Here is a 19,555-nt window from a genome sequence, read left to right as displayed (position 1 = left end):
GCGATGGCGCGCGCGGCGTGGAGTGACGACGAGGTCGAGGCGGTACGAGATCTGGCGAGGACCTTCTTCGAGAAGGAGGTCGTCCCGCACGAGGAGAAATTCGTCGCCCAGGGGCATCCGGACCGCGCACTGTACAACCGGGCGGGCGAACTCGGCCTGCTGTGTCCGGCGATCCCGGCCGAATACGGCGGCGGCGGAGGCACCTTCGCGCATGAGGCCGCGATCATCGAGGAGCAGGCGCGTGCCGGTGACGGGTCGATGGGCATCCCCGTGCACAGCACGATCATCGCGCCCTACCTCGCCGAGTTCGGCTCCGAAGAGCTCAAGCGGCGCGTGCTGCCCAAGGCCGCCGGCGGCGAGATGGTACTCGCCATCGGCATGACCGAGCCGAGCACCGGATCGGACCTGCAGAACATCAAGACCCGCGCGGTGCGCGAGGGCGACGAGTACGTGATCACCGGCTCGAAGATCTTCATCACCAACGGCTGGCTTTGCGACGGCATCATCATCGCCGCCAAGACCGACCCGGCCAAGGGCGCGGCGGGCGTCTCGCTCATCTTCGCCGAAGTCGGCGACGACACCCCGGGCTTCACCCGCGGACGCATTCTGAACAAGATCGGCGGCAAGGCGCAGGACACCGCGGAACTGTTCTTCGACGGCCTGCGCGTGCCCGCGACCAACCTGCTCGGCGGGGTGGAGGGCCAGGGTTTCTATCAGATGATGCGGCTGCTGGCGCAGGAGCGGCTGGTCACCGCGATCATCGCGGTCGCCATGATGGAGAAAGCCGTGCGGCTCACCGTCGACTACACCAAAGGTCGCGAGGCATTCGGCAAACCGCTGTTCGCGATGCAGAACACCAAGTTCGAACTCGCCGAGTGCGCGACCATCGCGAAGGTCTCCCGTACCTTCCTGGACGATTGCATCGGCAGGCATCTGCGCGGCGAACTCGATGTCCCCACCGCTGCCATGTCGAAGTACTGGTTGACCGATCAGCTGGGTATCGTGGTTGACCGCTGCCTGCAACTGTTCGGCGGCTACGGCTACATGACGGAGTATCCGATTTCGCAGCTCTACACCGGCGCCCGCGTCTTGCGCATCCTCGCGGGCAGCAACGAGGTGATGAAGGATCTCATTGCACGGTCTCTCTGAAACCAGCAGCGCCACGGCGGACGATGGCGCCGACCCGGCGCTACCGCGCCGCCGCAGGCTCGAACCCGACGAGCGGCGCGCGCAGATTCTCGCCTGTGCGATCGACATGTTCGGCGAGCGGCCGTACGCGGCCGTCTCCACCGCCGAGCTCGCGCAGCGGGCCGGTGTGGCCCGCGGGCTGATCAACCACTACTTCGGCAACAAGCGCGACCTCTATCTGGCGGTGGTGCGGCGGATGGTGACGTTGCCCAAGCTCGACGACATGACCGTGCCCACCGGCACCTCGCGCGAACGCGTCGACGCCAGCGTGCACTGGCTGCTGGACACCATCGCCCAGCACGGCAGCACCTGGGTGAAGGTGACCAGTCACGAGGGCGTCGGCGACGATCCCGAGGTACAGCAGATCCTCGACGCGGCCGACGACGCGGCCGCCGAGCGTCTGCTGCTGATGGTGGGGCTCGCCGATTCGGCACACGGCGCCGAACTGCGCGCGATGGTTCGCGCGTACGGCGGCCTGGTCAAGGTCGCGGGCCGGGAATGGATCACCCGGGGCACGCTCACCCGCGACCAGGTGCACGAGCTGCTGTGCGACATGTTGCTGACGCTGGTCACCGAGTCGCTGCCGAAGGTGGACCGCAGACAGTGAGCCCGCGGCCGCACGGTCACCGCCGGCGCGGTTCGAGGCTGTAGCGAACGGGGCGCAGAGCTCCGGGAGCGTGCCCGTGCCGACCGTACTTCAGCTCGATCACTTGCTCCCGGTGGTGCTCCAGCAGCAGGGCGCCGATGCCCGCGATCCACAGGGCCGCGGTCACCGCCGCGCCGACTCCGGTCCAGCCGGTGAAGCCGTACCCGGCGGCGGTCAGCGTGCACGCCACCGCCACGACCGCGAGCGCGCACAGCACGATGCCCGGCAGGTTGAAGTTGTCGTCGAGCAAATCCCCGGCCCTTGCGTGCCAGTCCGGCGCGTCCTGGCCGGTGGACGTCGTCTTGTCGAACATGGATCCTCCTGGGAAGCGCCGGGGCGGCACCGGCTGCTTGTCGACCAGCATGCACCTCCGCTAACAGATCCGCGAGCGTTGCACCGGGGTTGTTATTACGGCCCGATCACAAGTGTTGGACACTTCAGATCAACTTTTCGCGTGGCGCACCCTATTCTGTGTCGGTATATCGGGGCGGGTCCGGACAGTCCGAGGTTCCTGCGCGGTGTGTTGGTGTGGAGAGGGACCTGGATGACACGGGCAGAACGGCGTGACACGGATCGCTGGCAGGAACAACCGGATCCGCGCTGGCCGGAGCCGGAACCCGAGAGCCGCTGGCCGGACGACGAGGGCGAGCGCTGGCCGGAGCAGCCGGCGAGCCGCCGCCGGACCGGACGACTCCGCGTGGAGATTCCGCCGATCGTCAATCCGTACGCGATCGTCGCGCTGGTCGCCGCATTGCTCGGGCTGTTCCCGGTCGCCATCGTGTTCGGCTTCATCGCCTTCAGTCATCCTCGCGGGCGCGTCATGGCGATGTTCGCGCTGCTGCTCGGCGTCGCCGAGCTCACCGCGGTGGCCGGATTCGTGCTATTGACGGGCAACTGGTTGCCGGATGTGATCAACCGGCAGGCCGCGGTCGGACCCACCCCTGTCGCCTCGGTGCCAACGACTGTGGAGCGTCCGGTGGCGACCACGACGCCCCCGGCGCCTAGCGCCGCCCTGACGGGCGCACCGCCGGCGGCGGGTCAGGGGCCCGTCACGAAGGGCTCGGTGTGCAGCGAGGCCCAACTCGGCCAGATCGGTACCACCACCGACGGCAGCACCTTGATCTGCCTCACCACCGCCGGCGGCTACCAGTGGTCCGGACCGCACACGGTGGCGACCGCCGTGCAGCAGGCCGGAGCGAAATGCGACGCATCGGGGCCGAAGACCGGCCGCACCGCCGACGGCCGCGCCGTGGTGTGCGAGGTCAGCGGACGCAGCGGCACCTGGGTGTTGTGGACCGAATAGCCGCCGACGCTACTCCGGCTTCTTCGCGCGGCTCGGCTGCACGCGGGGCGGCTCGTTCGGCATCTTCGGATACTGCGGCGGCCACGGCGCGTCCATGAGGCCCGCCGCCATGTCCCGTTCGGACATCTCCAGCAGTGCGGCGATCGACTGCGGTGTGCGGTCGGCCCACGGGTCGCCGAATTCGGCGTAGCGGGCGGGCACGGTGGCGAGGGTCAGTTCGTCGGGGACCACCGAGTCCAGATCCGACCAGCTGATCGGCGTCGACACCTGCGCACCGACTTTCGGCCGGACACACCAGGCGCCGAAAACGGTTTTGTGCGGTGCGTTTTGATTGAAATCGATGAATACTCGATTCCCGCGCTCCTCTTTCCACCACTGCGCGGTGATGTCGTCCGGATATCTGCGTTCCAATTCGCGCGCCAGCGCGACCGCCGCGGCCCGCACCTGATAGCCGTCCCACTTCGGTTCCAGCGCGACATAAATATGTAATCCGCGCGAACCGGAGGTCTTGATCCGCGATTCGATACCGAGTTCGGCGAGCAGGTCTCTGGTCCGCACCGCAGCGTGTTTGAGATCCGCGAACCCGACGCCGGGGGAGGGATCGAGGTCGATGCGCAACTCGTCGGCGATCTCCAGATTGTCGGCGCGGTTCGGCCAGACGTGGAATCCGAGGCAGCCCTGATTCACCGCCCACAGCACATGGGCGAGATCGTGGGCGACCAGGGCGTCGCTGGTGGTGCCGTTCGGTGTGGAGACCTCCACGGTGCGCAGCCACTCCGGCGCGGATTTCGGCACCCGCTTCTGGAACCAGGATTTGCCCGAGGCCCCGTCGGGATACCGCTCCAGCAGCAGCGGCCGTCCGCCGACCACGTTCAGGAACGGTTCGGCAATCGCCTGGTAATACTGCACCAGATCGAGTTTCGTTTCGCCGCGCTTGGTGAAATACACCTTGCCCGGATTGCTGATCGTGACGGTTCGGCCATCGACCTCGATATCGACCGACTCACTCATGACCGCGCCTCGACGGCGCTCGGCTGCGCTGCGGCTTCGCCGAACAGGGCGCTCAATTCCGCGGGCGCGACTTCGTCCAGCTGCGCGTAGGTGCACGATTCGGGAGTCCGGTCGGTGCGGAAACGCACCAGCCTGCCGCCGTGGCGCAGTCTGCCCGATTGGACGTGCTCGTAGCGGACCTCGGCGACCAGTTCCGGTCGCAGCGCCTCCCAGGACAGATCCTTGCCGCCGGTCCAGCGACTCACCCCGCCGGGCATCTTGCCCTCGGCCGCGGCCTGCGCCGCGGCGTCTGCCCAGCGCCGCCATGGGTGGTTCGCCAGCGCGTTCTCCCGCAGCGGCGCCAGTTCCTCGACCAGTTCTCTGCGCCGTGCCGCGGTGAAGCTGCTGGCCACGCCGACGTGGTGCAGGTTGCCCTCGTCGTCGAACAGCCCGAGCAGCAGCGAGCCGACCCCGGCGCCATCCTTGTGCCAGCGGAAGCCCGCCACCACACAATCGGCGGTGCGCTCGTGTTTGACCTTGAGCATCACCCGCTTGTCCTGCAGATACGCCAGGTCGTCGGACTTGACCATGACGCCGTCGAACCCGGCGCCCTCGAACCGGGTGAACCAGTCCTCGGCGATATCGGGGTCGTGCGTGATCGGGGTGAGGTGCACGCGGGCGAGCGCGGTGTCCAGGATCGTCTCCAGCAGCCGCCTGCGTTCGGCGAACGGCTCGCCGGTCAGATCCTTGTCGCCGAGCGCGAGCAGGTCGAACGCGACGAAACTGGCGGGCGTCTCGGTGGCGAGCTTGGCGACCCGGGACGCGGCCGGGTGCAGACGGTTCTGCAGCGTGTCGAAATCCAGGCCGTGTTCGGTGACCACCACGATCTCGCCGTCCACCACGCACCGGTCCGGCAGCGCCTGCCGCAGCAGCTCGGCCACCTCGGGAAAATACCTGGTCAGAGGACGGTCGTTGCGGGAGCCGAGTTCCACCTCGGCGCCGTCGCGGAACACGATGCAGCGAAAGCCGTCCCACTTGGGTTCGTAGCTCAGGCCCGGCTCGCGCGGCACCGCTGACGCGGATTTGGCCAGCATCGGCCGGACGGGTGGCAGCACCGGTAGGTCCACACGATCCTCCTCGGGTTCGATCCTCACCCATACCGACGTCGGGCACGCGACGAACTCATCGGTATGTGACGGAGCCTCGGCTCGATCGTAGGTGGCCGCACCGACACCGATCGTGGACGGCGCCGCTCAGTTCTCCAGCCACCCGTGCTGGTCGGCGAACGTGGTGAGCCGGTCGCGGATGGTGAGGATCTCGCCCGCGGTGAGCGCGGGGCTGGCATCCAGGAGCAACTCGGTGATCAGACGTTTGTGTTCGGCGACGGTGAGCTGTCCCGGACCCGGTCGGTCTTTTCCCTTGTGCCGGGGAACTGGTGCGGACGCTCCGCCGACCGCGCTCAGATTGACCGCCTTCGGCCCGCGGTCGCCTTCGGTCACCTCGAATTCGAACACCCGCCCCTGACGCAACTCGTCCTCGTCCAAGCCGATGTCGTTGACATGGACGAACACGTCCGGTCCGCCGTCTTCCGGCCGAATGAATCCGAATCCCCGAGAGCTGTCGAACGACACCAATTTCCCGATGGACACCAACACCCGCTCCTCGTCGCAGTCGCTACTCGGCCACCTTAACCCGCATTTTCGCCGTCGTTGGAGGAAAGCGCCTTTTGCAACGAATTGAAAACAGTCAGTCCCTGGCCGACCATTCCGTTCACGAGTTCGCCGACGCCGTCGGGGCCGTTGAGCACGGTGAGATTCGCGTTCGCCAACCCATGCGACGCTTGCTTGACGATTTCCGGAAGTTGTTCGATCAACAACTGGTCCAGCGCGATCCGGTTGTTCGACGCGGCAGCGGCGGCCTGGATCCGGGTGCGGTCGGCCTCCGCCTCGGCCAGAATGCGCACGCGATCCGCCTCGGCCCGAGCGGGTTTGACGACCTCGGCCTGCAACTGTTGTTCGCGCAGCTCGGCCTCTTTGCGCGCCTGCTCGGCCTGGGCGGTGAGCACCTCCTGCAGCGCCATCGCCTCGGCGAGGGGGCCTGCCTGCGCCGCTTCGGCGTTCGCCTTGTCGATATCGCGCTGGTACTGCGCACGCAGGATCGCCGTCTCGCGCTGATATTCCGCCTGCCTTCGCTGGGATTCCTGCTCGGCCTGCGCCGACGCCTGCGCGGCCTGCGACTGGGCGATCTGCGCGTCCCGCTGCACCGCGGCATTGTGCGGGGCGGCGAGCGCGGCGATATAGCCGAGGTTGCCGTCGTCGATGGACTGGATCTGGAAGGAATCGACCCACAGGCCGATGTTGCTCATTTCCACTTTCGAGGCGACGAGCACTTCGTCGGCGAGCTTCTGGCGCTCCCGGATGATCTCCTCGACCGTCATCGACCCCACGATCGAGCGCAGGTGCCCGGAGAAGATCCGTCCGGTCAGCACCGACATCTCGCGCTCCTGCTCGGAGAGGAACCGCTGCGCCGCGTTGACGATGGACTGGGTGTCGTTGGCGACCTTGAACGCGATCACCGCGCGCACGTCGAGCTGGATCGCCTGCTTGGTGACGCAGCGCTCCTTTATCTCGGATTCGAACATCGCCAGCGACAGGTACCGCACCTTCCGGAACAGCGGAACCACCCAGGCGCCGCGTCCGATGATCACTCTGAACGGCGCGTTGTCCCGGCTCTTGGCGCCGCTGACCAGCATCGCCTCGTCCGGGTCTGGCACGTGGTAGCCCAGCACGTCTGTCTCCCTTACTGTTTCAGGTTCCGTCCGCCGGATCCGGGCCGAGCGGAATCCACGGGACGACGTCGACGACGCGCCCCGGATGGACCGCGATGACCAGCACGGCCGAGCCGGCCGAGATCGGCTCGGTGGCTTGTGCGATGTACAGCTCGGTTCCCCCTCGAATCGCGACCAGGACCTCACCCAGCGTCCCGGCGCCCCGGATCGGCGATGTGAGCGTACCCGTCAAACCCACCACCGGGTCGGTCATCCCACGATCTCCTTTTCTGTCACTCGAACCGTCACCCTACGTCTCGCACAGCACCTTTCGATATCGCGTGGCTACCGGGCGGGCGGGCCCGATGCCAGCGCGGGTGGGCCTCGGCCGCGCAGGTATGTTTTTCGCATGGGAGGACGGCTCGCGCTGGTGGTGGGTTCGGAGTGTGCGGCACTGGGGGAACTGGGGTTCACCGGGAAACTCGCCACGGGTTTGTACACGAGTCTGACCGAGGCGGGCGGCTGGCGGTCGGCGACCGAGCTCGACGGGCCGGTGCTGAATCCTACTGCGGCGCAACTGTTCGCCGCGGTGGACGCCGCGTTCGCCGCGGCATCCGAACGGCAGGCCACGCTGCTGCTCGGTTTCATCGGGCACGGTGTGGCAACCAATGCGGAGGACTTCTACCTGCTCGGGCACGATTCACCGTCGGCGCCCAACTCGCACAACGCGTTTCACCTGACCCAGGAGATCAGGGAGCGGCTCGATCGCGCGGCGCTCGACGGGCTGGTGATGCTGGTCGACGCCTGCGAGGCCGGGCAGGGCGTGCAGGGCGCGGCGCGCCGGTGGACCGATCTGCTGGCGCAGGCGGGCGGGCGGATGGAGCTGCTGGTGGCCTCGGGCGACGGGCCCGCGTACTCCGGATGCTTCACCAGAACCATGCTCGCCACCTTCGACACCGGCCTGCCGCTGCGCGGGGAGAATCTGCTGCCTTCGGACTTGGTGGACCCGATCGCGATGCAGTGCACACAGCAACAGCCGCAGCATCTTTCGTTCAACTCCGGCGCGGTGTCGACCGAGCAGGGCGTCGACCCGGGTCTGTGGTTGGTGCCGAACACCGCGCGCCATCGGGACGCGGTGAGCGGCCGTTCCGCCGCCGGTTTCGTCGACCAGCTGACCAGGAGGCTGCTGCTGACGCCCGATGTGCGCGAGCGTCTCGGCGCGATCGTCGACGCGGGCAGCTATCGGCTCCGGGCGGTGCTCGGCCCCGCGGGCGTGGGCAAATCGACGTTGCTGGCCATGCTGATCCGCCCCAGCCTGGTGGACAGCCTCGCCGTGACCCCCGAATACATCACCGCCGCGGTATTTCTCACGGTAAGCAGCTCGGTGGAAGCGGTCGCCGCGGAGCTGGCCGCGCAGCTCGGTGCGCGGCTGCCCGGCTTCGCGGAGGCGGCGCGGGCGGCGCGCACCCCGCGGGCCAGGGACGAGTCCGATATCTTCGACATCCTGGTCCGGCATCCGCTGGCGCGACTATCCACCGCGGGCCGCCGGGTCACCCTGGTGTTCGACGGACTCAACCAGCCACAAGAGGGGACCAGGCGACTACTCGTGGCCGCGATCGCCGATCTGACCCGGCGGGAGGATCTGCGGCACGTGCGGGTGATCGTCGGCATCCGTCCCGGTACCGGCGTCGAGGATCACCCGGCGCTGGCGCACATGTACCGGATCGAGGTGGCCGAACCCGGTGCCGACGACATCGCCGCGGTGGTGGAGTCTGCGCGTGGGACGGCGCCGATCGGCCCGGTCGACTGGATCGGCTGGATCCAGCGGCTGCTGGCCGAGACACCGACGGACAAGAGCGGTTCGCGAGTCCTATCGGGCGGCTGGTTGCTGGCGCGGCTGCTGCTGGAGGTGGCCGGAAGGTTGACCGACGGCGCCGTCGCCGCCGGTATCGGTCTCGACCGGGTAGTCGCGCTGCGGTTGGAGACCGCGATGCGCACGTTCGACACCGAAACCGCTCAGGCCACCGGAGCATTGCTCGGTGTACTGGTGGCCGCGGGGGTCGGTCCCGTCTTGCCACTGGAGTTGCTGGAGGCGGCAATGACATCGATGGGGATGGACCTCAACGCCGCGCGGATCCGCGACCTCACCGTGAATCTCGGAGCGCTGGTCACCCGCAGTCATCCCGGCACCGTCCGTGAGTCGCTCGGCGTGAGCCATGGCGCGTTCCTGCCCACCTTGGACACGGAATGCCACCGGCTCGGCGTGTTGCTCGTGCACGCGCACCGCGCCCTCGTCGCGGCGATCCAGTCCACCCCCAGCGACCGCGCCGCCGACTACGCGCGCGGCGCGGCGGTGCGCCACTGCTTGGCCTACGGCGATTCCGCCTTGGCCATCGACTTTCTGGTGAAGCTGGAAACCGGGAGGTCGGCCGACGATCGAGACCTGTGGGTCGCGTGGCTACCCGACTTCGTCGAGACGCTCGGTCCACATCACCCCGATACCTTCACCGCCCGGGACCGGTGCGCCTACCACCGCGCCGAGAGCGGCGATCTGGTCGACGCCATAGCCGATTTCGAGCGGCTGCTCGCCGACCGGCTGCGCGTGTTCGGCCCCGACGACCTGAACACACTGAACAGCCGGGACCGGCTGGCCGGCTACCGCGCCCACTGCGGCGACCATTCCGGCGCGGGCGCGGAATTCGAGCGGCTGCTCGCCGACCAGCTCCGCCTGCTCGGTCCCGACGATCCCGAAACCCTGCGCACCAGAAACAATCTCGCGTCCAATCGGGGCGACGTCGGCGATCTCGCCGGTGCGATCGCCCTCTTCGAGCAGCTGCGCGCCGACCGCGCCCGGATCCAGGGACCGGACCATCCGGACACCCTGCGCACCCGGAACAGCCTGGCGTACTGGCGTGCCGACAGCGGCGATCTCGACGGCGCCCGCGGGGAATTCGAACAGCTGGTGGTCGACCATCTGCGCGTGCTCGGACCCGACCACCCCGAGACGCTCGGAGCCCGCAACAACCTCGCGGCGTTCCGTGCCCGCAGTGGTGACCTGGTGGGGGCGGGCGCCGAATTCACCCGCTTGCTCGCAGACCGCCTGCGCGTCCTCGGTCCTGACCATCCCGACACCCTGCTGACGCGCGGTCGGCTGGCTACCTACCGCGCCGACAGCGGCGATCTCGCCGGTGCGATCGCCGACCTGGAGCGTCTGCTCGCCGACCGGCTGCGCGTCCTCGGCCCCGATCATCCGGACACCCTGGACATCCGCAATGATCTCGCGTCCTGCCGCGCCCGCCACGGCGACCTGGAGCGCGCTGTCGCCGAACTCGAGGTCCTGCTCGTCGCGGAACTGCGCGCCCTCGGCCCCAACCACGTCGCTACCATCCGGACCAGGAACACCCTGGCCTATTGGCGGGCCCGGGCCGGGGATTAGCCGCCCGGCCCGACGCGACGACCCTGTCTCGATGGTGCGGGGCCGGACCGGGCCATCAGGAGCGGTACAGCGAGCGGTACGCGGTGAGCGTCGCGATGCAGTGCTCGATGATCTGCTCCCGGGTGGCGCGTAACGACCCGTTCAGCCACGCGGAGAACATGCCCGCGTTGCCGCTGGCCATCGTCACCGCCGCCAGCCTGCGCTTGACCGGGTCGTCGATGTGCCCGAACAGATGGTCCTGCATGATCCGGGTGAACACCGGCATCACCGCGAAGGTGGTCTGGCCGAGCGCGGTGCTCGAGTACGGCTCGACCAGGAACAGCCGCGACTTGCGCGGATCGGCCAGCACCTTGTCCACCAGGATTTCCGACAGCACGCGGTCACGGGAGGGGTCGTCGGTAGCGGCGAAGGCGGTCATCGGCTCCAGGAATTCATCGGCGACCTGGCGGTACAGCATGTCGAGCAGCTCGTCGCGGCTGGCGAAGCTCTCGTAGAAGTAGCGGTCGGTGAGGCCTGCCGTGCGGCATACCGCGCGCATGGTGACGCCGCTCGCGCCCGATTCGCCGATCAGATCGAGCGCGGCCTCCAGCAGCGCCGCCCGGCGCGCGTCCCTGCGCTCGGTGAGCGTCGTTCCACCCCAGATCCGTGGGCCGGCGTCTCCGTCTGATTCCTGACCTGTCTGCACGGGCCAACGATAGTGTGTGGCGGCGCGCCCGGACGCGGCGCGCACCGCCCCGCACGCTCGGGGGATGCCGAAACGGATCCGGGGCGGACACGGCGTGGTAGCTGTGGGTTGCTACGACCGCGCTGTTCGAGCGCAGTACCGCGGTGGCATTCGTCGAATTGTTCACGTCCACAGCCGAACTGTTCACCACCTCTATCGCGGCCGCTCGCCCCGTTGCTGGGACCGGCGCCACGACCGATCGGGGCGCGGTAGCGGCCGATCACGGTGGACCCCACGGTCAGCCGCGTTCCAGGGGCAGTCCCGCGTCGCGCCACGCGACGACGCCGCCCGCCAGGCTGGCGGCGTCGTATCCGGCCCGCCGGGCACGTGCGGCGAACCGCAGGGACAGCTCGCCGACCGGACAGACGAAAACCACCGGGCGCGACCGCGGAAACGGGATGCCGTGACCGAACATGTCGTCGAGCTGGTCGTCCCGGATGTTGAGTGCGCCGGGCACGTGGCCGATGCGGTAGGCCATCGCGCCACGGGTGTCCACGATGGTGGGCCGGTCGGCCCGGTCCAGCTCGGCGAGTTGCTCGGGGGACAGGGCCGGTGTCGCCGCCAGTTCCACCGCGGTCGGCTCCGCCTCGCGTTCGGCTCGGCCGAACAGCTCCGGCCTGCGCTTCTTGATGTACGACAGGTACGGCTCGAGCCGGTCGCAGACGATGAAGACCGCGATGATCGGATCTTCCGGGTCGGCGGCCGAAAGATCCAGCGCGGTGAGCGTTTCCAGCGCGGCCGCATAACTCGCGCCGCTGGTCGGCCCGGCCAGGACACCGTATCCGGTCGCCAGGCGCATTGTGGCGTCCACGGCGTCGCCCGCCGTCACGGTGACGATCGAGTCGTAGAAATCGGGCTGAAACAGTCCGACATCCCACATCTCCGTCTCCGACCGGATACCGGGAATGAAGTCCGACCGCTCGGAAACAACGGCGACGGTACGCAATTCGGGATTGTGCTTGCGCAGGTAGGTGGCGGTGCCACGGGTGGATCCGGTCGTCCCGAGCCCCCCGATCAGGTAGTCGATCCTATTGATGCCATCGGCCGCGAGGTCCTCGTGGATCTCCCGTCCGGTGCCCTGATGATGCGCCTCGACGTTCTTCTCGTTGGTGTACTGCGACAGGTGACGGTACGCGCCGGGCCGCTGCGCCATGGTCGACTCGATCACCGAGTAGACGTCATTCGGTGTGGTCGGGTCCGGACATTCGGACAGTCCGGGCAGTTCCACGATGTCGGTGCCGAACAGCTGCAGGAGTTCGCGGACCTCGGCCACCTTGATCCGATTGGTCACCGCGCGCAGGCCGATGCCGTACACCGCCCCGAGGACGCGCAGCGCCTTGGCCGTATTGCCGCTGGATGCCTCGATGAGCGTCTGCCCCGTCGCGCGGATCTCGTCCAGGTCGTCGCGGATCATCCCCCACGCCACCCGGTCCTTGACCGAGCCGAACGGATTGTGCGACTCCAGCTTCGCGTAGAGCTCGACGTTCGCCAGCCCGTGCACCGCGGGGTCGAGCCGGAGCAGGGGTGTGTTGCCGATGAGTTCGGTGATGTGGTCGTAGCGCATCAGGAAGCCTCGACGGATCGGACCTGCCCGGTGGGGCGGTGGTCAGCGGGTGGCACGGCGCGGTGTGGCCGCGACGGCTCGACGGGCACGTGTGGCTCGTAGTCCGCGTCGGGGACGACCTGGAAGCCCTCGGCGCGCCGGGTGACCGCGAGTTTCGCGGGCAGCGGATGCATCGATGCCGTGGCCGCGGACAGATCCATATGGTAGGCGGCCGTATTCGGGAACACGATCGGATCGCCGGGTCGCGGCGTGGCAGGCAGCCACACTTTGTGATTGGTGATCAGGTCTCGCTCCAAGCACAGCCGCCCGGCCACGTACACGCCGACCGGGCCGGGGGCATCCCCGTTTCCGGGGGTGCGGGCCGCGGCGTCGGCATGCGGAAGGATCGGATCGACCATGACCTCTTGGTCGGCGGGTGTCACCGCATCGCGGCTGAGATCGACGTGCACCAGTACGCTGCCGTCGGCGACTTCCTTGACGAACTCGACCGTGGCCACCGTGATGCCCGCGTGGTCGACCAGCGCCTTGCCCGGTTCCAGCCACACCTCCAGCAGATTGTCGGCCGCCACCTGCGCCACCGTGCGCCCGCCGTGCCGCTCCAACGGCGCGGACAGCAGGTCTTCGAGCATGCTCGCGGCGGGAATGGTGTTGGCGTACTTGTGGAATACCGGCGTGCCGTGCACGGCGCCGCCCGCCACCTGATAGCCGAAGGTATTGCTGCCCCAGCTCATCGGCTCGCCGCGGCCGAGCAGCGATTCGCGCAGTGCGAGCACGTAGGCGTCGAACCGATCGGCGTCGGCGGTGAACACTTGACGGAATCCGCCGCCGATATCCAGCACCGACGGTGCCATCCCTCGATCGTAGGACTGTTCGATCGCCCGGAGGCAGGCGTCGATCGCGCGAATCCGCTCGCCGAGATCGCCGGAGTCGAGGTGAAAGGCGAAGCCGAGGAAATCGAGTCGCTCGCGATGCGCCGCCAGCAGGTCGAGTGCCTGCCCCACATGCGCGAGCGGTACGCCGAACCGGCTCACCGGTCCGCCATCGAATCCGGAGACGCGCAGCAGCACCGGCACTTTCCCGCATCGCCCGGCCAGTTCGGCGATCCGGCCCAGTTCCCACAGATTGTCCACGTTGACGGTGACGCCGCGGTCGACGAGATCGCGCAGAAAGGCTTCCCCCTTCGGACCGGTGACCTCGACGCGCGCCGGATCGAACCCCGCGTCCAGGGCGCTGGCGAGTTCGTACGGTGAGGCGACGTCGATGGCGATACCGTCTCGGGCCGCAGTGCGGACAAAGGCGCGGGACTGGTTCACTTTGTGCGCGTAGCAGATTCGGTGTACCGGCAGCCTTCGATCCAGCACGGCACGCAGGTCGGCCAGATTGTCCGAGTAGACCTGCGGAAACACCAGGTGCGCCGGAGAGCCGAACCGCGCAAGCGTTTCAGTGACGGCGCCCGGCGCGTCGAGGAAGGCGCGTACCAGCGGATCCAGCTTTGCCGGTAGCGCCGGAGTCCACGCCGTCATACCGCGGCTTCCGACGGCTCGGTGGCCGCCTGCGCCGCGGCATCCGGCTGCTCGGCGACCGGGTTATAGCCGCCGTCCCGGATCGCCTCGAACGCCCGGGCCCGGTTGCGCGGGCTGCGGAAATCCGCGACTACCCGTTTGCTGTCCAGATCGATGTCGAGCACGCGGATGTCCATCGATTCCAGCACCCCGCCGATGGTGCGAACGCAATGCTTACAAGTCATATCCGGCACATAGAACACCTGGTCCTCGGCGGTGGCGGCGCGGTCGGCGCTCGCCTCGTCGAGGTCGGCGCTCACCTCGGCGACCTCGCAGCGATCGACGATCTCGGTGAACACCGAGACGAACCGGTCGGCCAGCGCCGGAAGAATGCTGTAGTGCCCGTTGTCGAGCTGATGGGGCATGGCCGCCAGGCAGGCGGGGTGGCTCCCCGCGGGCAGCAGCGCGTACTGCCGGGAGATCAGGTCGAGATCCTCATGGTATTTGGCGATCGCGTCCGCGACCGTGAGGCCCTCGGTAGTGGTGGCGCGGTGCATCACGGTGTGCGCGTCGGCGATGGTGGCGTCCTTCATCGTGCGCAGCGTCGCCACCGTCTGCGCCGAGTAGCGCACGGTGCCGTCGGGCTGCGTTTCGAGATCGACCGGAATCATGCCGCGCCGATACGTCGAGGCCTGCAACTCCCAATACCAGCGGGTGGCCACCGCGGCGAACAAACCGGAATCGCGGATACCCCTGGCGAATTCGGCGGGATCGCGATAGGGGGTCTGCCCGGCCAGCAGCGCGTGCTGGGCGAGCGCGCGCCCGGCGGCCTCGACGCCGACCCGGAAGATGTCGCGCGGATCGTGGTCGGTGGTCGTGGCCGTCAGCACCGCGTGCTCACGTGGCCCGAGCCCCGAGACACGCTCGGCGAATCCGGCGTTCGCATCCAGGGCGTGCCACAGCGCGAGGACGGTCTCACGCATCGCGATCGGCACCACGGGGCCGAGACCGTCGGCCCGGAAGTGCCCCGTATTCGGGATGCCGTCGCTGTCGGTCCACGCGATCCGATGCGTGGCGCTGGTCACCTGATCGGCGCGGCACGGCCGCATGAAGCGCTCCAGATAGAGCCGCTGCGAATACGTGAGATGGCTATCGTGCTCGGGACGCAATGCGGCGCAAGTGAATTCGAAACGGCGCGGTAGGGGAGGCGGCGCCGGTGCGGTGAACAACCCCGGCTGCGCCAGCTCGGCCAGCACCCGGGACGCGGCCCGCCGGTCGTAGCTCGGGGTATCGGTGTTCACGTGACCTCCTCGGCGACGGACTGCACGCACGCGACGAATCGGTCGATCTCGTCGGGCGTGTTGTAGATGTGCGTGCTGACCCGCACCGAGCCCGCGTCGTCGGCCACAGCGGGGACGCAATGCGCGCCGGTGCGCACCAGGAAACCCAGCTCGCTCAACACGAATCCCAAGTCGGTCGCCGAGATCCCGTCCAGCGTGAAAGAGGCGATGCCGTAGCCGACCGCGCACGCCGCATGCGCTGGCCCGGGCAGGAACTCGAGGCCGGGGACCGGTCGCAGGCCCTCGATCAGGCGCAAGGTGAGAGTGCGGTTGTGCACTGCGATGGCGCCGAGGCCGAACGACTCCAGCACCTCCAGCGCGCTGCCGAGCGCCAGGATGCCGGGGATGTTGGGGGTGCCGCCCTCCAGCAGATCGGGCATCGTCCCTGCGGTCAGTCCGCTCGCGCCCGGCCGCACCCCGGAGTTGCCGCCGGGCAGGAACGGCACGAGGCGGTCGTGCACGCGCCTGCGGCAGTAGAGGATTCCGGTGCCGGGGGCGCCGAACATCTTGTGCGCGGCGAAGATCGCGAAATCCGCGCTGAGCGCGGTCACGTCGACCGGAAGATGCCCGCCGCTCTGCGAGCAGTCGAAGCACAGCAGGATGGCGGGGTCGATGCGCTCGCGCAGTTCCTCCAGCGTGCTGAGCCCGCCGAAAACGTGGTGCAGATGGCTGGTCGTGATCAGCCGGGTCCGCGGCGTGACCTTGGCCAGGATGTCGTCGGTGTCCGCCTCACCGGCGCCGGTCACCCGGTAGGGGATCAGCTCGACGCGGCGGCCGAACCGGGCGAGCAGCCCGCGCAGATGCAGCCACGGATAGACGTTCGAGGCGTGATCGGTTGCGTTGTAGAGGATTTCGTCACCGTCGGCGAGCGCGGCCAGCCCCCAGGACAGTGCGACGGCGTTGACCGCCGCGGTGGCTCCGCCGGTGAAGACCACCTCGTCCGGATGCTCGGCGCCGATGAAGGCGGCGGCCTGCTCCCGGACGCGGGCGATGCGCGCGGTGAGGCCGGTGGCCCACGGGTAGGTGCCGCGTCCCGCGTTGGCGGTGCCGCTGCTGTGATAGCGGTGGATCGTCTCGATGACCGGCAGCGGTTTCTGCGTTGTCGCGGCGCTGTCGAGGTAGACCTCGGTGGTGTCGGCGAGTGCGGGGAACAGCGACCGCACCATCGCAGGCGCGAGTGCCGCCGATGCCGATAGCCGGGGAGCCTCCGCCCGCGCGATCGGCGATCTCGAGGCCGGGGACCGCAACGTGACGCTCCCTTCATCGGCTGGTCGGACGCCACCCACGATACGCATTTTTGGTACGGACTACGAAGTTTTGTCGTGGGCAACGGCTTTCAGGACTAGCCTGGACGGCATGCCGCTGACCCTTCAAGAGCGTCAAGAGTTCCTCGCGCAGCCGCATATCGCGGCGTTCTCGGTGTCCGCGGGCGCCGGTCGTGGCCCGCTGACCGTCCCGATCTGGTACCAGTACCGCCCCGGCGCGGAGGTGTGGCTGCTGACCGGTCCCGAGTCGCAGAAGATGCGCCATCTCCGGGAAGCCGGCCGGTTCACCCTGATGGTGCAGCACCTCGAGCCGACCGTCCGGTATGTGAGCGTGGAGGGTCCGGTCAGCCGGATCACCCCGATGACCGAGGAGATGCACCACGAGATGGCCGCGCGGTATCTGCCGGCCGAATCGGTCGACGGCTACCTGAAGGCGGCCGCGTCCTTCGGTGAGCAGGTCGTGGTCTATCTGCGGCCGGAGCATTGGCTCTCGGCCGATCTGGGCGACCTCAGCGAGTACTAGTACCGGCCCTGCAGGTACTCGACGAGGTGCTGGCGTTCGGTCGCCAGTTCGGAGATCGCGCTCTTCACCACGTCACCGATGCTGACGATGCCGACCAGCCTGCCCTCGTGCACCACGGGCAGGTGCCGGATGCGGTGCTCGGTCATGATGCGGCGCAGGCCGTCGACCCGATCGTCGGGGGCGCAGGTGCGCACGTCGGCGGTCATGATCTCCGAGACCGGCGTGTCCAGCAGGTCCGCACCGCGGGCGTGCAGACTGCGTACCACGTCGCGCTCGGAGACGATGCCCGCGATCGCGGTGCCGTCCGGCGAGACGACCACCGCGCCGATATTCCGCTCGGCCAGCGCGGCGAGCAGCGTGCGCACCGTCGTGTCGGGTGCGACCGTGGCTACGTCGCTGCCCTTCCTGTGCAGGATCTCCGAAATTCGCATATTTCACCATCCAGACGTCGCGGCATTACCAGGATCGCAAGTTCGTGGTTCGGTGACCAGCACGAATCCATTACAGGCCACGATTCGGTCACGGCGGGGACGTCAGAGACGCCCGGCGACGCTGCGGTCGAGGTCGCGCGCCAGCAGCGCGATCGCCGCCTGCGAGATGCCCGCCGAGGTCGCCAGATCGATCGAGGTCAGCTGGGCGATGCGCCGCAGCCGGTAGTCGACCGTGTTCGGGTGCACGTAGAGCTGGCGTGCGGTGAGCTGGCGATTCATGTCGTTGCCGAGGTAGGCGCGCATGGTGTCGAACAGTTCGGGATGGGCATCGAGCGGATCGAGGATGGTCGCGATCCGCCGTGTCGCCGGACCGCCGCGGGTGAGCTGGTATTCGACGGCCAGATCCGACATCTGATAGAGACCGGGCGGTCTGGCGCCGACGCGAACCAGATTGAGCAGTTCGTGGGCTTGATCGGCCGACTCCGGTATCCGATCGGTCTCGCTCGGCACCACCGTCGCGGTGAGCGGAACCTCGGCGGCCTCGGCCAGCACGTCGAGCGTCGCGTCGCTGAGCGCGGCCTCGGCGTCGTCACCCACCGGGATGAGTAGCGTGCCGCCCTTGATGCTGAGCAGGGCGAGCGCGCGGGAGGCGAACGTGGTGGCCAGCTCGGACTGGAGCCTGCGTAGCTTGCGGCGCGCCGCGACGTTCCCGTCGACGCGCGGATCGCGTTCGTCCGGGTGCTCCGGAATCGACAGCGCGACAACCTGATAGGACTCGGCGATCGGAATGCCGGTCTGCCGTGCCAATGCCGAGCTGCCGCGACCGCTGAGCAGTGCCGAGGCGAGTGTCTGCGCCGCCGTCTGGTGCTCCTTGGCGACCAGGTGCTGCTCGTCGACGTAGGCGTCCGACACCGCCGCGGTGATCGCCTCCAGCAGCTCCAGGATGAGATCGGTGGCGATCAGCACCTCGTCCACGTCGTCGGCTTTGGCCCGCGCGGTGACCAGGCCGAACGCGATGCGCAGCCCCTCGTGGTAGGTGCGCAGGATGGTGCTGAGGGGCACCCCCTCGCGCGCCCACCTGGTCGCGGCCGCGCGCACCGCGCCGAGCTGTTCGTCGTCGGGCACGGTGCGCCGGTCGAGCATCTCGGCGGCCAGGCTCAGGCAGCTTCGGGTGAGTTTGGTGACGTCTCCGCGCAATTGCTCGCCGGGCAGGGTCCGGCAGGGGGCCATGCAGTTCTCGAAGTATCCGACCATGCGCGAGGCCACGCGGTCGGTGTTCTGCAGCGGGACCGAAGCCGGCTGCCCACCGATTTCCAGCGCCGAGTCGGACGAGCCAGCGGACAGTTCCAACGCGGAGTAGGTCATGACGAGTTCGCTCCAAATGCCACGTCAGGCGTGCGAGAAATGGCGCCCGAGTCGATCGATCACTATACGAAAGGGTCGGGTGCACCGGGAGTGATCGGTGAGATCGATCGTCAGCCTGATGTGTCGCGCGATGAGCTGCCGGTGACTCGACGCCCGACGCGGAGGGTTGCGGCCGGTGCGACCCGGCGCGACGGCAAAGTGCAGGCTTTGCGCCGACGATGAATGCCGCTGCGCGTCAGGAGATTTCGGAGAACTTACTCGTCGTCCAGCCCGGCGGACAGGTAGGCCGCCGCAGCCAGCCACTGCCTGCACTGCGGGCCGTGCACCTCATGGGCATGGAGGATATCGCGGGCCTGCCGGTAGGTGAGGCCACGTGGCTCGAACCCGCAGTCGGACATGGAAAAATCCGGTGTGGGGTATTGACGCAAGGGCTCGGCGCCGGCGATGACGGCAACCGGATGGGGAGTTCGAAATGGCTGGCTCATTCGACTGCCCCTTGCGTCCGACGTGC

Annotated in this window: 19 protein-coding genes; 5 read left to right on the top strand and 14 right to left on the bottom strand. The window is 68.4% G+C overall.

What is annotated here, in order from left to right; translation table 11 throughout:
• Positions 1-3: 3 nt before the first annotated feature.
• Both OHA40_RS01565 and OHA40_RS01560 read left to right on the top strand, forming a co-directional pair.
• Entirely contained in the window at positions 4-1,149 is a 1,146-nt protein-coding gene (locus OHA40_RS01565; RefSeq protein ID WP_330231283.1) for an acyl-CoA dehydrogenase family protein, read from the top strand.
• A complete protein-coding gene (locus tag OHA40_RS01560) occupies positions 1,133-1,795 on the top strand; it encodes a TetR/AcrR family transcriptional regulator (protein ID WP_330231282.1) in 663 nt (220 codons plus the stop codon). Before OHA40_RS01565 ends, OHA40_RS01560 begins: the two co-directional genes overlap by 17 nt.
• 16 nt (positions 1,796-1,811) lie before the next feature.
• Here OHA40_RS01560 and OHA40_RS01555 read toward each other — a convergent pair whose 3' ends face one another.
• The gene (locus OHA40_RS01555; protein WP_330231281.1) at positions 1,812-2,147 is read right to left on the bottom strand and encodes a hypothetical protein; all 336 of its coding nucleotides are present in this window, start codon (positions 2,145-2,147) and stop codon (positions 1,812-1,814) included.
• A gap of 231 nt (positions 2,148-2,378) precedes the next feature.
• On the opposite strand from OHA40_RS01555, the gene OHA40_RS01550 reads away from it, so the two are divergent.
• On the top strand, positions 2,379-3,137 hold the full coding sequence (locus tag OHA40_RS01550) for a DUF4190 domain-containing protein (protein WP_330231280.1): 759 nt from the start codon (positions 2,379-2,381) through the stop codon (positions 3,135-3,137).
• A 9-nt stretch (positions 3,138-3,146) separates the two neighbouring features.
• Here the strand turns inward: OHA40_RS01550 and ligD are convergent, their stop codons facing one another.
• The 5 genes from ligD to OHA40_RS01525 form a co-directional block, all read right to left on the bottom strand.
• Positions 3,147-4,148 carry a non-homologous end-joining DNA ligase gene (gene ligD, locus OHA40_RS01545; RefSeq protein ID WP_330231279.1) on the bottom strand — a complete coding sequence of 334 codons (1,002 nt, stop codon included), beginning with the start codon at positions 4,146-4,148 and terminating at the stop codon, positions 3,147-3,149.
• On the bottom strand, positions 4,145-5,254 hold the full coding sequence (locus OHA40_RS01540; RefSeq protein ID WP_330231278.1) for an ATP-dependent DNA ligase: 1,110 nt from the start codon (positions 5,252-5,254) through the stop codon (positions 4,145-4,147). The genes ligD and OHA40_RS01540 overlap by 4 nt, the downstream gene beginning before the upstream one ends.
• 126 nt (positions 5,255-5,380) lie before the next feature.
• Positions 5,381-5,776 (bottom strand): cold-shock protein, encoded by a 396-nt coding sequence (locus OHA40_RS01535; RefSeq protein WP_442943891.1) that lies wholly within the window; start codon positions 5,774-5,776, stop codon positions 5,381-5,383.
• A 38-nt stretch (positions 5,777-5,814) separates the two neighbouring features.
• The gene (locus OHA40_RS01530; RefSeq protein ID WP_330231276.1) at positions 5,815-6,915 is read right to left on the bottom strand and encodes an SPFH domain-containing protein; all 1,101 of its coding nucleotides are present in this window, start codon (positions 6,913-6,915) and stop codon (positions 5,815-5,817) included.
• A gap of 19 nt (positions 6,916-6,934) precedes the next feature.
• Complete coding sequence (locus OHA40_RS01525) at positions 6,935-7,168, bottom strand: hypothetical protein (RefSeq protein WP_195131363.1); 234 nt, start codon at positions 7,166-7,168, stop codon at positions 6,935-6,937.
• A 135-nt stretch (positions 7,169-7,303) separates the two neighbouring features.
• On the opposite strand from OHA40_RS01525, the gene OHA40_RS01520 reads away from it, so the two are divergent.
• Positions 7,304-10,330 (top strand): tetratricopeptide repeat protein, encoded by a 3,027-nt coding sequence (locus tag OHA40_RS01520; RefSeq protein WP_330231275.1) that lies wholly within the window; start codon positions 7,304-7,306, stop codon positions 10,328-10,330.
• A 55-nt stretch (positions 10,331-10,385) separates the two neighbouring features.
• Here the strand turns inward: OHA40_RS01520 and OHA40_RS01515 are convergent, their stop codons facing one another.
• The 5 genes from OHA40_RS01515 to OHA40_RS01495 all read right to left on the bottom strand — a co-directional run bounded on the left by OHA40_RS01515 (position 10,386) and on the right by OHA40_RS01495 (position 16,626).
• A complete protein-coding gene (locus OHA40_RS01515) occupies positions 10,386-11,015 on the bottom strand; it encodes a TetR/AcrR family transcriptional regulator (protein ID WP_330231274.1) in 630 nt (209 codons plus the stop codon).
• 277 nt (positions 11,016-11,292) lie between these two features.
• On the bottom strand, positions 11,293-12,618 hold the full coding sequence (locus OHA40_RS01510) for a pyridoxal-phosphate dependent enzyme (RefSeq protein WP_330231273.1): 1,326 nt from the start codon (positions 12,616-12,618) through the stop codon (positions 11,293-11,295).
• Complete coding sequence (locus OHA40_RS01505) at positions 12,618-14,141, bottom strand: decarboxylase (protein ID WP_330231272.1); 1,524 nt, start codon at positions 14,139-14,141, stop codon at positions 12,618-12,620. The genes OHA40_RS01510 and OHA40_RS01505 overlap by 1 nt, the downstream gene beginning before the upstream one ends.
• Positions 14,138-15,421, bottom strand: coding sequence for a heavy-metal-associated domain-containing protein (locus OHA40_RS01500; RefSeq protein ID WP_330231271.1), 1,284 nt, complete (start codon positions 15,419-15,421; stop codon positions 14,138-14,140). The genes OHA40_RS01505 and OHA40_RS01500 overlap by 4 nt, the downstream gene beginning before the upstream one ends.
• Positions 15,418-16,626 carry an aminotransferase class V-fold PLP-dependent enzyme gene (locus tag OHA40_RS01495; protein WP_330231270.1) on the bottom strand — a complete coding sequence of 403 codons (1,209 nt, stop codon included), beginning with the start codon at positions 16,624-16,626 and terminating at the stop codon, positions 15,418-15,420. The genes OHA40_RS01500 and OHA40_RS01495 overlap by 4 nt, the downstream gene beginning before the upstream one ends.
• Before the next feature lie 190 nt (positions 16,627-16,816).
• On the opposite strand from OHA40_RS01495, the gene OHA40_RS01490 reads away from it, so the two are divergent.
• A complete protein-coding gene (locus OHA40_RS01490; RefSeq protein WP_330231269.1) occupies positions 16,817-17,248 on the top strand; it encodes a pyridoxamine 5'-phosphate oxidase family protein in 432 nt (143 codons plus the stop codon).
• Here the strand turns inward: OHA40_RS01490 and OHA40_RS01485 are convergent.
• From OHA40_RS01485 to OHA40_RS01475, 3 genes are all read right to left on the bottom strand, one after another.
• The gene (locus tag OHA40_RS01485; RefSeq protein WP_330231268.1) at positions 17,245-17,679 is read right to left on the bottom strand and encodes a CBS domain-containing protein; all 435 of its coding nucleotides are present in this window, start codon (positions 17,677-17,679) and stop codon (positions 17,245-17,247) included. The genes OHA40_RS01490 and OHA40_RS01485 overlap by 4 nt on opposite strands.
• A gap of 102 nt (positions 17,680-17,781) precedes the next feature.
• The gene (locus OHA40_RS01480; RefSeq protein WP_330231267.1) at positions 17,782-19,044 is read right to left on the bottom strand and encodes a PucR family transcriptional regulator; all 1,263 of its coding nucleotides are present in this window, start codon (positions 19,042-19,044) and stop codon (positions 17,782-17,784) included.
• Positions 19,045-19,298: 254 nt separating this feature from the next.
• Entirely contained in the window at positions 19,299-19,529 is a 231-nt protein-coding gene (locus OHA40_RS01475; protein ID WP_330231266.1) for a hypothetical protein, read from the bottom strand.
• Positions 19,530-19,555 lie beyond the last annotated feature (26 nt).

This window comes from Nocardia sp. NBC_00508 (assembly GCF_036346875.1).
In the GTDB taxonomy this organism is placed as follows: domain Bacteria; phylum Actinomycetota; class Actinomycetes; order Mycobacteriales; family Mycobacteriaceae; genus Nocardia.
The sequence above is the reverse complement of the archived record's forward strand: the minus strand, read 5'-3'. Positions and strand labels throughout refer to the sequence as shown.